At 61.8% G+C, this 15019-nt stretch carries 15 protein-coding genes; 9 read left to right on the top strand and 6 right to left on the bottom strand.

Going from position 1 to position 15019, the window contains the following annotated elements; translation table 11 throughout:
- Positions 1-4 precede the first annotated feature (4 nt).
- Complete coding sequence (gene mazG / locus ABTV87_RS21780; protein WP_045121848.1) at positions 5-838, top strand: nucleoside triphosphate pyrophosphohydrolase; 834 nt, start codon at positions 5-7, stop codon at positions 836-838.
- Between the two features lie 26 nt (positions 839-864).
- A complete protein-coding gene (locus ABTV87_RS21775; protein ID WP_007957793.1) occupies positions 865-1407 on the top strand; it encodes a DUF2058 domain-containing protein in 543 nt (180 codons plus the stop codon).
- A gap of 97 nt (positions 1408-1504) precedes the next feature.
- On the opposite strand, the gene ABTV87_RS21770 is transcribed toward ABTV87_RS21775, so the two are convergent.
- The 6 genes from ABTV87_RS21770 to ABTV87_RS21745 all read right to left on the bottom strand — a co-directional run bounded on the left by ABTV87_RS21770 (position 1505) and on the right by ABTV87_RS21745 (position 8921).
- Entirely contained in the window at positions 1505-1693 is a 189-nt protein-coding gene (locus ABTV87_RS21770; protein ID WP_007957795.1) for a hypothetical protein, read from the bottom strand.
- Between the two features lie 278 nt (positions 1694-1971).
- Positions 1972-3192: a beta-ketoacyl-ACP synthase I gene (gene fabB, locus ABTV87_RS21765; protein WP_007957797.1), complete on the bottom strand. Its 1221-nt coding sequence runs from the start codon at positions 3190-3192 to the stop codon at positions 1972-1974.
- 11 nt (positions 3193-3203) lie between these two features.
- Positions 3204-3719, bottom strand: coding sequence for a 3-hydroxyacyl-[acyl-carrier-protein] dehydratase FabA (gene fabA, locus ABTV87_RS21760; protein ID WP_003227150.1), 516 nt, complete (start codon positions 3717-3719; stop codon positions 3204-3206).
- A 247-nt stretch (positions 3720-3966) separates the two neighbouring features.
- Positions 3967-5868: an ATP-binding protein gene (locus ABTV87_RS21755; protein ID WP_221533765.1), complete on the bottom strand. Its 1902-nt coding sequence runs from the start codon at positions 5866-5868 to the stop codon at positions 3967-3969.
- Positions 5865-6797, bottom strand: coding sequence for an ABC transporter substrate-binding protein (locus ABTV87_RS21750; protein ID WP_433898344.1), 933 nt, complete (start codon positions 6795-6797; stop codon positions 5865-5867). The genes ABTV87_RS21755 and ABTV87_RS21750 overlap by 4 nt, the downstream gene beginning before the upstream one ends.
- The gene (locus ABTV87_RS21745) at positions 6798-8921 is read right to left on the bottom strand and encodes a TonB-dependent receptor plug domain-containing protein (protein ID WP_221533767.1); all 2124 of its coding nucleotides are present in this window, start codon (positions 8919-8921) and stop codon (positions 6798-6800) included.
- Between the two features lie 196 nt (positions 8922-9117).
- On the opposite strand from ABTV87_RS21745, the gene ABTV87_RS21740 reads away from it, so the two are divergent.
- The 7 genes from ABTV87_RS21740 (at position 9118) to ABTV87_RS21710 (ending at position 14946) form a co-directional block, all read left to right on the top strand.
- Positions 9118-10143, top strand: a complete 1026-nt coding sequence (locus ABTV87_RS21740) for an NAD(P)H-dependent glycerol-3-phosphate dehydrogenase (RefSeq protein WP_007957803.1) — start codon at positions 9118-9120, stop codon at positions 10141-10143.
- An 18-nt stretch (positions 10144-10161) separates the two neighbouring features.
- Complete coding sequence (locus tag ABTV87_RS21735; protein ID WP_007957804.1) at positions 10162-10509, top strand: DUF4389 domain-containing protein; 348 nt, start codon at positions 10162-10164, stop codon at positions 10507-10509.
- Positions 10506-10958 (top strand): phosphohistidine phosphatase SixA, encoded by a 453-nt coding sequence (gene sixA / locus ABTV87_RS21730; RefSeq protein WP_007957806.1) that lies wholly within the window; start codon positions 10506-10508, stop codon positions 10956-10958. The genes ABTV87_RS21735 and sixA overlap by 4 nt, the downstream gene beginning before the upstream one ends.
- Positions 10959-11039: 81 nt before the next feature.
- Positions 11040-12695 (top strand): AMP-binding protein, encoded by a 1656-nt coding sequence (locus ABTV87_RS21725; RefSeq protein WP_433898343.1) that lies wholly within the window; start codon positions 11040-11042, stop codon positions 12693-12695.
- Positions 12696-12726: 31 nt separating this feature from the next.
- Entirely contained in the window at positions 12727-13170 is a 444-nt protein-coding gene (locus tag ABTV87_RS21720) for a hotdog fold thioesterase (protein WP_258712181.1), read from the top strand.
- A gap of 118 nt (positions 13171-13288) precedes the next feature.
- Positions 13289-14095 (top strand): alpha/beta fold hydrolase, encoded by an 807-nt coding sequence (locus ABTV87_RS21715; protein ID WP_433898342.1) that lies wholly within the window; start codon positions 13289-13291, stop codon positions 14093-14095.
- Positions 14092-14946, top strand: coding sequence for an alpha/beta hydrolase (locus ABTV87_RS21710; RefSeq protein WP_007957814.1), 855 nt, complete (start codon positions 14092-14094; stop codon positions 14944-14946). Before ABTV87_RS21715 ends, ABTV87_RS21710 begins: the two co-directional genes overlap by 4 nt.
- The last annotated feature ends 73 nt before the right edge of the window (positions 14947-15019 follow it).

Below are 15019 nucleotides of genomic sequence, written 5' to 3'. Positions count from 1 at the left end.
ACCGATCTACAGCCTTGAAGACCTGCTGCACCTGATGAACCGTCTGCGCGACCCGCAGTACGGTTGCCCGTGGGACATCAAGCAGACTTACGCGACCATCGTCCCGCACACCCTTGAAGAGGCCTACGAAGTCGCCGACGCCATCGAGCGCGGCGACTTCGACCACTTGCAGGGCGAGTTGGGCGATCTGCTGTTTCAGGTGGTGTATTACAGCCAGCTGGCGCGGGAGGAGGGGCGGTTCGAATTCGCCGGCGTGGTCGACAGCATCACCCGCAAACTGATTCGTCGTCATCCGCACGTGTTCCCCACCGGCGATCTGTATGCGCCGCTGGACGTGCCGCGTCTGAACGAAGAGCAGGTCAAGCAGCGCTGGGAGGAGATCAAGGCCGAAGAGCGCGCCGAGAAATCCGCCGAGCCGCAGCAACTGTCACTGCTCGACGATGTGCCGGCTGCATTGCCGGCCCTGTCCCGCTCGGCCAAGTTGCAGAAGCGCGCCGGGCAGGTCGGTTTCGACTGGCCGGATGCCTTGCCGGTGCTGGACAAGGTCCGTGAAGAGCTCGATGAAGTGCTCGAAGCCATGTCCGAAAATGACCCGCAAGCGGTGGCCGACGAGATCGGCGATCTGCTGTTTTCCGTGGTCAATCTGGCCCGGCATCTGAAGGTCGATCCGGAAACCGCGTTGCGTGGCGCCAACGGCAAGTTCGAACGACGTTTCCGTTTTATCGAACAGGCATTGCGCGACACCCACCGACCCATAGAAGATTGCACCCTCGAAGAGTTGGACGCCCTGTGGGGCGAAGCCAAACGTCAGGAAAAGAATTTGCCCAGCTGCGGCTGAGCCGTTGCCTAAGTGAGTAAGCATCAATGAGCCTTTCCCTTCGCGACCAGTTGCTCAAAGCAGGGCTGGTCAACCAAAAGCAGGCCAAGCAGGTCAGCAAAGACAAACAGAAACAACAGCGCCTGGCCCACAAGGGTCAGATCGAGCTGGACGACTCCCAGCAGCGTGCTGCCCAGGAAGCCCAGGCCGAGAAGGTCAAGCGCGACCAGGAGCTGAACCGTCAGCAGCAGGAGAAGGCGGAAGCCAAGGCCCGCGCTGCACAGGTCAAGCAGTTGATCGAAGTCTCGCGTCTGCCGAAGCTGACGACCGAGGACTACTACAACTTTGTCGACGACAAGAAGGTCAAGCGCATCTCGGTCAACACGCTGATGCGCAACAAGCTCAGCAGCGGTTCGTTGGCGATCGTGCACCACGCTGGCGGTTACGAAGTGATTCCTCGTGAGGCGGCCCTGAAGATCCAGGAGCGCGATCCACAGCGCATCGTGCAGCTCAACGAGAAGGTCGAAGAGGTCAATGCCGAGGACGATCCGTACGCGGCCTATGTGATCCCTGATGATCTGATGTGGTAATCGGGTCTCGCCGGGCTGCGAAGCGGCCCTGAAGCAGCCAACAACGACAAACCCCGCTCATGGCGGGGTTTGTCGTTTTCAATGCTGTGGTATTGATTCAGGCGGATTTCAGATCCCGCTGGCGTTCTTGCAGTTCCAGTTCGGCCTTGTAGTTGTGGGCGTCGATCTCGTTGTGGAACATGCCGACCAGTAAGTCTTGTTGGTGCACATCCCAGATCCGTACGCCGGCGGCTACGCCTTCATGGGACATGTGTGAATCGTCGCGTTCAGTTACTTTTACAGTCATCTGCTAGCTCCAAATCTCAAGTTATCTGCAGCAAGGCGTGTGCAGGACTCTGTTATAAATTTTGTTAGCCTGCTAAGTAAACGCTCGATTTGTGCAATGTATTCTTGCGAAATCTGCAACAGCGCTGGAGCCCGCTGAATCCGCGACATTCAGTCGCAGGGCGGTAAGTTGCATGACAAACGTTTCATCTTGGCGCCGCTGAAAATGCTTTTCTCCAGGCGAAAAAAAACGCCCCGAACCAGTCGGGGCGTTTTCATGTGCGGCTCAGCGGGAGGGAATTACTTGCCTTCCCAGCGCTTCAGCACGAGGGTGGCGTTGGTGCCACCGAAGCCGAAGCTGTTGCTCATCACGGTGTTGATGGTGGCGTTCTCGCGGGTCTTGGTCAGCACCGGCAGATCGGCCACTTCAGGGTCCAGTTCGTCGATGTTGGCGGAACCGGCGATGAAGTTGCCTTCCATCATCAGCATGCAGTAGATCGCTTCGTGAACGCCGGCGGCGCCCAGGGAGTGACCCGACAGGCTCTTGGTGGAGCTGATGGCCGGGGCCTTGTCGCCGAACACTTCACGCACACCTTTCATTTCCGCGACGTCGCCGACCGGAGTCGAAGTGCCGTGGGTGTTCAGGTAGTCGATCGGGGTGTCGACGGTGGACAGCGCCTGCTGCATGCAGCGGATTGCGCCTTCGCCGCTTGGTGCCACCATGTCGTAGCCGTCGGAAGTCGCGCCGTAGCCAACGATTTCCGCGTAGATCTTCGCGCCACGGGCCAGAGCGTGTTCCAGCTCCTCGACCACCACCATGCCGCCACCGCCGGCGATGACGAAACCGTCACGGTCGGCGTCGTAGGCGCGGGAGGCTTGCTCAGGGGTGTCGTTGCGCTTGCTGGACAGGGCGCCCATCGCGTCGAACAGGAACGACTGGCTCCAGTGCTCCTCTTCACCGCCACCGGCGAAAACGATGTCCTGCTTGCCCATCTGGATCTGTTCCATGGCGGTACCGATGCAGTGAGCACTGGTGGCGCAGGCAGAAGCGATGGAGTAGTTCAGGCCCTTGATCTTGAACGGTGTGGCCAGGCAAGCCGAAACGGTGCTGCTCATGGTCCGCGTTACACGGTATGGGCCGACGCGCTTGACGCCTTTCTCGCGCAGGATGTCCAGCGCTTCCATCTGGTTCAGGGTCGACGCGCCGCCGGAACCTGCGATCAGGCCGGTACGCGGGTTGGATACCTGCTCTTCGGTCAGGCCGGAGTCAGCGATGGCGTCTTTCATGGCCAGGTAGGCGTAAGCCGCTGCGTGGCCGACGAAGCGATAGATCTTGCGATCGATCAGCTCTTCAAGGTTGAGGTCGATGGAGCCGGAAACCTGGCTACGCAGACCCATTTCGGCATATTCCGGGTTGAACCGGATGCCAGGGCGGCTTGCACGCAGGTTAGCGGAGACGGTCTCTTTGTCATTGCCCAGGCACGAAACGATGCCCAGACCAGTGATAACGACGCGGCGCATGCGAATAACCCTTAGAAGTTGTCAGTGGAGGTGAACACGCCGACGCGAAGGCCTTCGGCGGTGTAGATTTCGCGACCGTCGACAGTCACCGAACCGTCCGCAATGGCCAGGTTCAGCTTGCCCTTGAGGACGCGCTTGATATGAATGTTGTAGGTGACTTTCTTGGCGGTCGGCAGGACCTGGCCGAAGAATTTCACTTCGCCCGAACCCAGCGCACGGCCACGGCCCGGCAGGCCTTGCCAGCCCAGGAAGAAGCCGACCAGTTGCCACATGGCGTCCAGACCCAGGCAGCCCGGCATTACCGGATCGCCTTCGAAGTGGCACGCGAAGAACCACAGGTCAGGGTTGATATCCAGCTCGGCGACCAATTCACCTTTGCCGTACTTGCCGCCTTCTTCGCTGATCAGGGTGATGCGATCCACCATCAGCATGTTCGGGGCGGGCAGTTGCGCGTTACCTGGGCCGAACAGCTCACCGCGACTGCAGCGCAGCAGGTCTTCCCGAGTAAAGGCGTTTTGTTTGGTCATGCGAGCTCCTCAATAATCCCATGCGGCAGGTGGGGCAAATCTTCCCGGCCGATCGACGCGTTCATGCCTCGAACCGGCAGCCTACTCATAGACTATTGCGTTGTGGTGAAAGTCACAGCACCAAGGACATGAATGTACACTTGTGCACTGAAATTTTTAATCAAGCCCCTTTTGAGGCCCGTTCGGGTGCCTAAGACTGCCGCACTTTCGCTTTTCACGCCAGTCACAGATGGTCGAAAGGGCCTTGTTACTGCACCCAGCGCTGCAGAATCTGCTGCAGATCATTGCGTTTGAATGGCTTGGCCAGGTAATCGTTCATGCCCGCCGACAGGCAGTTTTCGCGGTCTCCCTGCAACGCATTGGCGGTCAGGGCGATGATCGGCACATGGCCGCAGCCCGGCAGGCGGCGGATCTGGCGGGTCGCTTCGTAGCCGTCGATGAGTGGCAAGCGGCAATCCATCAGGATCGCTTCGAAACGGCTGTCGCCGGCACTGCGCACCGCCTGCACGCCATCGGTGGCGACGCTGACAGTAAAGCCCAGGCTGCGCAACATGGCTTCGATCACCGTCTGGTTGACCGGGTTGTCCTCCACCAGCAGCACGTTGCGCCCTTCGCCATGACCGTCGCCGTTCAGCGTGCGCGGTGCGGCCAGCGCGGGCAGGGCCTGCTTATATAAAGCCAGGGGTATTTCCAGGGTGAAAACCGATCCGCGACCTTCTTCGCTCTGAGCGCGCAAGGTGCCGCCCATCCGCTCGGCGAGGGTGCGGGCAATCGGCAAGCCCAGGCCGGTGCCGCCATAACGACGGGAAATCGAGCTGTCGGCCTGCTGGAACGCGTTGAACATAAGCTCCAGGCTCTCCGGCGAAATGCCGATGCCGCTGTCACGTACCGCGCAGGTGAACCACAGCAACTCGTGATCCAGCGACTGCCACTGCGCCTCGATGCTGACGCGCCCCTGTTCGGTGAACTTCAGCGCATTGCCGACCAGGTTGACCAGAATTTGCCGGATCCGCGTCGGATCGCCCTGTACCTGCAAGTCGCGCATGTCTTCGGGGATTCGCAGTTGTAGGGCCAGCCCGCGTTGCGCCGCGCTGTGCTGGAACGACTGGGCGCAGGCGCCGATCACTTCGGCGAGGTTGAACGGAATGTGCTCCAGCTCCAGTTCCGAACGCTCGATGCGCGAAAAATCCAGAATGTCGTTGATCACCTTGAGCAAATGCTCGGTGGACTCGGAAGCCAGCGCCGCATACTCGACCTGCTCCTCGGTCATGTCGGTGGTTTCCAGCAATTGCAGCATGCCCAGCACGCCGTTCATCGGGGTGCGCAGTTCATGGCTCATCATCGCCAGGAAATCAGATTTGGCGTTGTTGGCCTTCTCCGCCTCTTCGCGGGTCTGGATCAGTTGCGCCATCGCCTGATGCTGTTCGCGGCTGGCCTGTTCCAGCGCCTGGGCCAGGTTGTTGATGTGCTGGGACAGGGCGCCCAGCTCGGTGTCATCGACAATCGGCAGCGGGGTCTTGTAGTCGCCGTCCTGAATCGCCTTGACCGCATTGCCGATGTCGCGGATCGGCTGCGAAAGGCTGCCGGCCAGTCGCCGCGCCAGCACAAACGTGAAGAGCAGGGCGAACAACGCCAGAATCCCGGCCTTGAGCAAAATCTCCTGTTGGCGCTGGCTGAAGGCGTCATTCGACAGCCCGACGATCACCCGCCCCAGATAATCCTCGCTGGCCACGCCGGGGCTGCTTTTACCGTCCTGAAAGAAATCGTTGTGCAGGGCAATGCGTTGCAGTCGCACCGGCGCCTGGAACACCTCGACCTGATGCGGACGGTTGTGCGCATCCGCCGGCTGTTCGACGTAGGCCAGAATCCGGTTGGCGCTGTCCTGCACTTCCAGAAACCGCACGTTCGGCGTGGCCAGCGTGGCCTTGAGGAGGCTTTCCAGCACTTCGTTGTTGCCGGAAATCACCCCGTACTCGGTGGCCGGTGCGAGCTGGTTGGCGATCAACTGGCCGGTGTGGTTCAGCTCCTGACGCAAATCCTGAATGCGCACGAAGGTGAAAAAGCTGATCAGCAGCAAGGTCAGCAACAGCGCAGGGCCCAGGCTGATCAACTGGGTGCGGGTGTTGATGTCCCAACGGCGGAAAATCATGGGCGGCGCTCTCCTTCGGCCAGCTCTGCGGCGACAGACGCTTCATTCATCGGTTCTATCCCTAAGGAACGAGCCACCTGCGCATTACTTGAGACTTTAAAACGCCCGGGGTAGAGCGTGCGTGGCCAGGTGCTCGGTGGCCGGTCCAGCAACTCGTCGAGGACGGCCAGCCAGTCGTTCTGATCGCTGTAGGTACTGGCCAGACTGCCGGCACGGACGAAAGCGACATTCGGCCCGACCAGCGCCAGTTGCCGAGAGTAACTGCTGAGCAACAGGTTCTTCGCGGTTTTCGGGTTGTACAGGTCAGGGTCGTCGAGGCCCAGCAGCACGTCGCTGTTTTTCAGCACGGTCTGCAAGGGGCGGCTGTCGTGGGTGTTGTCCCAGCGTTGCGGGACGATTTGCAGATTCAGCGGCTGGGCGGCCGATTGCAGTTCCTTGAGCAGGAACTCGCTGTGCTGATCGAACAGCACGCCGACTCGCCCGGCCTGGGGCAGGATCCGGCGGATCAGTTGCAACTGACGACTCAGCGGCGGATCGGCCCAGAGCAGACTCAAGTGGGGCGGTTGCGCGTCGCCGAAGCGTTGCCGGGCTTGCAGGCGGCTGATGCGCAGGACCAACGTCGCCGGGCCCTGGCTTTCCTGCATGCGCCAGTCGAGGCTCGGCAGATCCAGCAGAATCAGGCGCAGGCTCGACGGCAACTTGCCCGGCGCCGGCAAACTGGCCAGCGGCTGGAAATGCACGCGGTCGGTCGGGCGCAGTTCGCTCAGGGCCTGAACGAAGGACTGCACGCCGGGACTTTCTTCCGCGCCGGTCAGCAAAATGTCGGCCGCCTGCACCGCCACGCCATGCAGCCACGCTGTCAGGAACAGACACAGCCCGGCCAGCCATTGGCCGAGTGTTGGCATCTTCCGTGACATGGCGTAGCGCATCTAGAACTCCAGCTCGGCGCTGAAATACACCACGCGGCGTTCGTCGTAATTGTTGTCGACGAAGGTGGTCGGCTCATGGTCGAGGCGTTGTTGCAGCACGCCGGCCAGTTGCAGTTGGGCCTTGCCCAGGGCGATGCGTTTGGCGATGCGCGTGTCGACCCGCTCGAAGCGGTAACCGTTGAGCGCGTTGTCACCGTAATAGAAGAGGGCGCTGTTCCAGCCGTGGCCCCAATCGCGCAGCCAGCCCGCCGAACCGCTGTTGCGCGCGGTGAATTGCTGGTCCAGCGGATTGCTCGCCTCGGCGTCGACGAAGGCGTAGGTCAGGCGCAGGCGGTCGGCCGCACTCAGGCGCCAGTCCAGTTGCGTCTCGGTGCCGCGAAAGCGCGAATCGTTGGCGTTGCTGGCGATGTACTGATTGTTGCGCAGCGGCTCGCTGATCATCCCGGTGATTTCGTCGTAGAACAGCTTCACGTCCAGCGCCAGGCCCCATTCCGGAAAATAGCCGTTGTAGCCCAGTTCCCGCGAGCGCATGTGCTCCTGGTCCAGATCGCCGGGGCCCCGGGTCTTGACGAAGTAGCGGGCCGAAGACTGGCCATAGGCGGCGGGCCGCAGGTTGGTCACCTGATAACTCCAGTTGACGTTGTTCTCGAACATATCCGGCGAACGGATGGCTTCCGAATACACCGCGCGCAGGCTGTGGCGCGGATTGAACAGGTAGTTGACCGCAAACCGGGGCGTCAGCGAGCTGCCGATCAATTGCGTGTCTTCGAACATGGCGCCGCCCTGCAACAACCAGTGTTCGCTGGCGCGCCATTCCAGTTGGCCGAATGCGCGCCAGGTGGTGTCGTCGAGCGTGCCGTTGAAATAGGTCTCGGAATCGGCACGGTCGTAACGATAGTTCAGGCCGCTGACCAGACGCAGGCTATCGGACAGGCTGAGGGTGTCCTGCAACTCCAGGTCGTAGCGCGATTCCCGGGCACTCTGGTCGATGTCGCCGCACAGGGTCTGGCGCGCACCGTTGCGCCACTGGTCCAGCACCTGATTGGCCAGGGCCATTTCCTGCGGCGTGCCGGCGGGTGCGCCGGGGCCGGTGAACATTGTCATGTTGCGGGCCAGGCGTTCGGTGTAGTTCGGGTTGAGCTGCCACAGTTCCGTCAATTGCGGGCTGAACGAGACTTCGGCGTCACAGGCGCGCCAGGTCTGCTGGCGGTCCCAGTGTTGCGCCGAGCCTTGCACATAAAGGCTGTGATCGGGATTGAGGTCGAGGTTCCAGCGCACCGAACCGGCGTAGTCCTTGGCAACCACGTCGGAATTGTTCCCGGCAGCGGTAATCCCGGAGAACACCGGTCGGTAGGTGTAAGGTCGCTGATTGGTCCCGTCCTTGGCATTGACCTGCCAGTCCAGGCTCTGGTTGTCGCTCAGGGTCTGGCTGACGGAGAGACTGAAGCGGTTCAAGCGGCGGCTATCGCGGTAGTCGGCGCCGGTGCGGTCGCTGTCAAAGCCGTCGTCTTCCTGGCCGGACAGCGACAGACGCAGGTCGCCGCCATTCCAGCCGGTGCTCTGGCTGGCATAGAAGTCGTTGATGCCGCGTTGGCCGCGCGTCAGCTTCAGCCGTGTGCCGTGGCTGTCCGCCGGGTTGCGGGTGATGATGTTGACCACCGCCATCAGCGCGTTGGCGCCGTAGCTGACGGTGTTCGGGCCGCGAAAGACTTCGATGCGCTCGATGTCTTCCATGGCCACCGGAATGTCGCTCCAGTCCACGGTCGCGAGACCAGCGCGGTACACCGAGCGGCCGTCGATCAACACTTGCATGCGTCGGGCTTCAGTGGCGTTGGTCCCGTGATAATTCACCACCGCCTGATTGCCGCTGATGTTGCCGACCATCATCCCCGGCACCAGCCGCAACAGCTCGCTGATGTCCCGGGCACCGCTGGCGCTGATCAGTTCGCTGTCGAGTACGGTCATGCTGCCCGGGACTTCCGCCGGCGACTGTTTCAGGCGCGTGGCGGTCAGGATCTGCGGCAAGGCCTCACTGTCGACAAACAGGTCGTCCGCCAGCAGCACCGGGCTGAACAGCAGCGCCAGCAGCAGGGACGAACGCGGGGAAGGGGGGCCAGAAAACACGACGCAGCCTTGATAGCAAAGAATTGGCGCGCATGTTAACCGAGGACGACCACTTTTCCAGTCACGTTGCAGGCATTTTCCTCGGTTTTATTGGTCTTCTTCCTACAAGTACGGGTAATTGACGCCGGGGCTGTCCGAGAAGGGGACGCTCCGTATAATGCCGGCATCGCCACTGGTATGGATTAACGGATTACATATGACTGAACAGCGCCCGATTGCGGTCCTGGGAGGCGGAAGTTTCGGTACCGCCGTGGCCAATCTGTTGGCCGAGAACGGCCATCAAGTCCGGCAGTGGATGCGTGACCCCGAGCAGGCAGAGGCCATCCGGGTCAATCGCGAAAACCCGCGTTACCTCAAAGGCATCAAGATTCTGCCGGGCGTGACTGCGGTCACCGACCTGCAGGAAACCCTCGACGCCTGCGATTTGTGTTTCGTCGCGTTGCCGTCCAGCGCGCTGCGCACGGTGTTGGCGGCGCACGCCGAACGCTTGAGCGGCAAGATGCTGGTCAGCCTGACCAAAGGCATCGAAGCCCACACCTTCAAACTGATGAGCCAGATTCTCGAAGAGATCGCCCCGCAAGCGCGCATCGGCGTGCTGTCCGGGCCGAACCTCGCGCGGGAAATCGCCGAGCACGCGCTGACCGCCACCGTGGTCGCCAGCGAAGATGAAGAGCTCTGCAAAGCGGTGCAGGCCGCGTTGCATGGCCGCACTTTCCGCGTCTACGCCAGCGCCGACCGTTTCGGCGTTGAACTGGGCGGCGCGCTGAAAAACGTCTACGCGATCATTGCCGGCATGGCGGTGGCGCTGGAGATGGGCGAGAACACCAAGAGCATGCTGATCACCCGCGCCCTGGCCGAGATGACCCGGTTTGCGGTGAATCAGGGCGCCAACCCCATGACCTTCCTCGGTCTGGCCGGGGTCGGCGATCTGATCGTTACCTGCTCGTCGCCGAAAAGCCGCAACTATCAGGTCGGTTTTGCCCTCGGTCAGGGCTTGAGCCTCGACGAAGCGGTGTCGCGCCTCGGTGAAGTGGCCGAAGGGGTCAACACCCTGAAAGTACTCAAGGCCAAGTCTCAGGACGTCGGCGTGTACATGCCGCTGGTCGCCGGATTGCATGCGATTCTGTTCGAAGGGCGCACGCTTGAGCAGGTGATCGGTCTTCTGATGAGAGGCGAGCCGAAAACCGACGTCGACTTTATTTCCACCAGTGGTTTCAACTGATTCAGCAGGGAGCAGGGCATGAACGATCCGAAAACCGAAGCCAAATATGAATCCATCCTCCTGCGGGTGTTGTGGATGATCGTCTACGTGCTGGTCTGGCAGGTAGCGCAGTTCATCCTCGGCGCGGTGGTGCTGGTGCAGTTGATCTATCGTTTGATCTATGGCGCCCCGAGCGCCAGCCTGATGAATTTCGGCGACAGCCTGAGCCAGTTTCTGGCGCAGATCGGTCGTTTCGGCAGTTTTCACAGCGACCAGAAACCCTGGCCGTTCGCCGACTGGCCGACGCCGCGTACTCCGGAAGGTGAAGCGCCACACGTTGTCGCGCCGGCACCGCATCCGGCCCGGGATGAGGAACCCAAGCTATGAAACTCTGGGTATTGCGTCACGGTGAGGCCGAGCCCTATGGCTCGCGCCCCGACTCCGAGCGTGAACTGACCGCCCACGGTCGCAAGGAAGTGTTGAGCAGCGCAGCCCGTTTGATGGGCCAGCCGCTGACCGCCATTTACGCCAGCCCTTACCTGCGGGCGCAGCAGACCGCGCAACTGGTGCGCGAAGCTCTCGGCTTCGAGCCGGAGATCCGCACGGTCGAGTGGCTGACCCCGGAAGTTGATCCGGACCGCGTGGCCGAGCAACTGGTGTCGGTGAGCAACGTGCTGCTGGTCAGCCACAATCCGCTGGTGGGCAATCTGCTCAGCTACCTGCAACACGGTGCGGGCTACCCACCGGAAAAGGTCAGCACCGCCGGGCTGGCAGAGCTTGAACACAGCGAATTGCTGATCGGTTCGATGACGCTCAACAGCCTTAAACATCCCTGAAATTTTTTGTACGAAATAGTCAACCAAGCACTTGCTTGGTTGACTACGCTTGCTCCAGACCAAAAAACAGGAGCGAGTCGAATGTCTTCCGCCTTCCGTTTGCCGCTGGACGTGTTTTACGAACGCGAGGCCCGGCACCCGCGTCAGCGTTTTCTGGTGCAGCCGATCGGCGGCGGGCAGGTCGAGACACTGACCTGGGCCGACGTCGGCCATCAGGCCCGCTGCGCCGCGCATTGGCTGCGCTCCCGGGAGTTGCCGCAAGGCAGCCACATCGCCCTGATCTCGAAAAACTGCGCGCACTGGATCATCGCCGATCTGGCGATCTGGATGGCCGGGCATGTCTCGGTGCCGCTCTATCCGAACCTCACTGCCGAATCGGTGAATCAGGTGCTGACCCACTCGGAAAGCGTGCTGGCGTTCATCGGCAAGCTCGATGACTGGCCGGGTATGTCGCCAGGTGTGCCGGCGGGCCTGACCACCGTCAGCCTGCCGCTGCACCCACCGGGCACATTCGATTTCAACTGGGATGATTTGCAGCGCAGCTCGCCGATCCAGGACGACCCGCGTCCCGCCGCCGAGCAACTGGCGACCATCATTTACACCTCCGGCACCACCGGCCTGCCCAAGGGCGTGATGCACAGCTTCGCCAATCTCGGGTTCGCGACGACGCGCGGCACGCAGCTGTTCGGTCTCAATGAGAACGACCGGCTGCTGTCGTATCTGCCGCTGTGTCATGTCGCCGAGCGGATGTTCGTCGAACTGGCGTCGATCTATACCGGGCAGACGGTGTTTTTCGCCGAGAGCCTCGACACCTTCCTCGCCGATCTCAAGCGGGCGCGGCCGACGGCGATGTTCGGTGTGCCGCGGATCTGGACCAAGTTCCAGATGGGCGTCTACAGCAAGATCCCGGCGAAACGTCTGGATTTCCTGCTCGGTCTGCCCTTTATCGGCAAACGGATCGGCCACAAGGTATTGGCGGGATTGGGGCTGGATGCCTTGCGCGTCGCGCTTTCCGGTGCGGCGCCGGTGCCACTGACCCTGTTGCGCTGGTATCAGAAACTCGGGCTCGACGTGCTGGAGGTCTACGGCATGACCGAAAGCTGCGGTTATTCGCACATCTGCCTGCCGGGGCAATACAAGGAAGGCTGGATCGGCCGGCCATGCCCCGACGTGGAAGTGCGCATCGATGAGTCCGGCGAAGTGCAGGTGCGCAGCCAGGCGAACATGCTTGGTTACTTCAAGGAGCCGCAGAAAACCGCCGAGACCCTCACCGAAGACGGTTTCCTGCGCACCGGCGACAAGGGCGAGCAAGACGCCGAAGGGCGTTTGCGCCTGACCGGGCGGCTCAAGGAAATCTTCAAGACCAGCAAGGGCAAGTACGTCGCCCCGGCGCCGATCGAAAATCGGCTGGCGGTGCATTCGCGGATCGAGCAGGTCTGCGTGGTCGGCGATGGCCTGAGTGCGCCGCTGGGGTTGTGCGTGCTGTCGGCCGTGGGCCGGGAGGAGGCCCGCGCGCCGCTGCATTCGAGCCTGGAAAAACTGCTGGAGGAGGTCAACGCCGTGCTCGACAAGCACGAGCGTCTGCGCCGGCTGGTGGTGGTCAAGGACAGCTGGGCGGTGGAGAACGGGTTCCTCACGCCGACCCTGAAAATCAAACGCAACATCATCGAAGACACCTACGGAGCACGCTTCGAAGAATGGAGCGAGCGCAGCGAGGCGGTGCTGTGGCAGGATTGAGCGTCGATCAAAACAACAAAGGAAGCCTGCGATGACCTTGTGGCGCACCACTCCGAACATCGAGCAGTTGAACGCAATCCAGAAAAACACCATCGGCGAAGTGCTGGACATCCGCTTCGAGTCATTCGACGAAGAATCGCTGACGGCCAGCATGGTCATCGACCATCGCACCCACCAGCCTTATGGCCTGTTGCACGGCGGCGCCTCGGTGGTGCTGGCGGAAACGGTCGGCTCGATGGCCAGTTACCTGTGCATCGACGCCAGCAAGTTCTATTGCGTCGGCCTGGAAATCAACGCCAACCACTTGCGCGGACTGCGCAGCGGACGGGTGACGGCGGTGGCCAAACCGATCCACATCGGCCGCACCACCCACGTCTGGGACATTCGCCTGACCAGCGATGAAGGCAAGGCCAGTTGTGTCTCGCGCCTGACCATGGCGGTGGTGCCGCTGGGAGAACAATCGCCGGCGCGTTGATGGCCGAAGCGTCATAGCCCTGACCGGACTGTCATCATTCCTGGCAGTTACGGTCATTGCTGTGGGACGCGGTCTTACGGACAATCAACGCCTGTTTTCCGCTCATGGATTTGCCGGTATGTCGCAACCGATCTTCTTCGCCCACGCCAACGGTTTCCCTTCGGGCACCTACGGCAAACTGTTCGCGGCGCTGGCGCCCGAGTACCGGGTCGCGCATCTGGAACAACACGCCCATGACCCGCGTTTCCCGGCGGGTGACAACTGGTACCACCTGGTCGACGAACTCATCCATCATCTTCAACAACAAGATGAACCGGTGTGGGGCGTTGGCCATTCCTTCGGCGGCATGTTGCATCTGCACGCCGCACTGCGTTGCCCTGAACTGTATCGGGGCGTGGTGATGCTCGATTCGCCGGTGCTGACCCGCACGGATCAATGGGTGATCCGCGCCGCCAAGCGCTTTGGTTTCATCGACAAACTGACTCCGGCCGGCCGCACGCTGGGGCGGCGCGAAGAGTTTGCCGATCTGGACAGTGCCCGTGGTTATTTCGCCGGCAAAACCCTGTTCCGCAGCTTTGATCCGGAATGCTTCGATGCCTACTTGCAGCACGGTCTGCACAAGGTCGGCGACAAGTTGCGCCTGCGCTTCGATCCGGCGACCGAGATCAGCATCTATCGCGGCGTGCCGCACACCAGTCCTGCGCATACCCGGCAATTGAAAGTGCGGCTGGCGGTGGTGCGTGGGCACAAAAGCCGTGTGGTGATGAACCACCACACCCGCTTCGTCGGGCGCCTGCCTCAGGGCGAGTCGCTGACCGTGCCTGGCGGGCACATGTTTCCGCTTGAGCGCCCACAAGACACCGCGCAATTACTGAAAAGCCTGTTCGATCGCTGGGAGCGCCGGCAAGACAAGGATTGCGCATGAACCCCGCCGTCGAAGAAGTGCGCCTGAGCCTGCCGCATATCGAACTGGCCGCGCACCTGTTCGGCCCGGAAGACGGGTTGCCGGTGATCGCCCTGCACGGCTGGCTGGACAACGCCAACAGCTTCGCGCGCCTGGCGCCGAAGCTCAAAGGCCTGCGCATCGTCGCGCTGGATATGGCCGGTCACGGGCATTCCGGGCACCGGCCGAACGGCGCCGGTTATGCATTGTGGGATTACGCCCATGACGTGCTGCAGGTCGCCGAACAACTGGGCTGGAAACGTTTCGGCCTGCTCGGGCATTCCATGGGCGCCATTGTTTCGCTGGTGCTGGCCGGGTCGTTGCCCGAACGCATCACCCATCTGGCGTTGATCGACGGGGTAATTCCTCCTACCGACAAAGGCGAAAACGCCGCCGAGCGCATGGGCATGGCCCTGCAGGCGCAGCTCGATCTTCGGGAAAAGCGCAAACCGGTCTACAACACCCTCGACCGGGCCATCGAGGCGCGGATGAAAGGGCTGGTGGCGGTCAGTCGCGAAGCGGCTGAACTGCTGGCCCAGCGTGGGTTGATGCCGGTGCCCGGGGGTTACACCTGGCGCACCGACAATCGTCTGACGTTGCCGTCGCCGCTGCGTCTGACCCAGGAGCAGGCGATGGCGTTCGTGCAGCGCATTGCCTGTCCCGCGCAGTTGGTGGTCGCTGCCGACGGCATGCTGGCCAAACATCCGGAGCTGCTGGAACGTCTACCCTTTGACCGGGAACAGCTGCCGGGCGGGCATCATCTGCACCTGAACGATGAAGCCGGGGCCGACCTTGTCGCAGACTGTTTCAATCGGTTCTTCGCCATTCCTTGACTTGCTCCCGGCAACTGTCGAGGCTGGGCAGGTTGAAATGGGAGACAACCAAGATGGATTTCTACACCGCTGC

Origin of the sequence: Pseudomonas sp. PSE1(2024) (genome assembly GCF_050990555.1) — a bacterium.
In the GTDB taxonomy this organism is placed as follows: domain Bacteria; phylum Pseudomonadota; class Gammaproteobacteria; order Pseudomonadales; family Pseudomonadaceae; genus Aquipseudomonas; species Aquipseudomonas aphyarum.
Note: the sequence above shows the minus strand (reverse complement) of the source record. Positions and strands in the feature narration are given on the sequence as shown.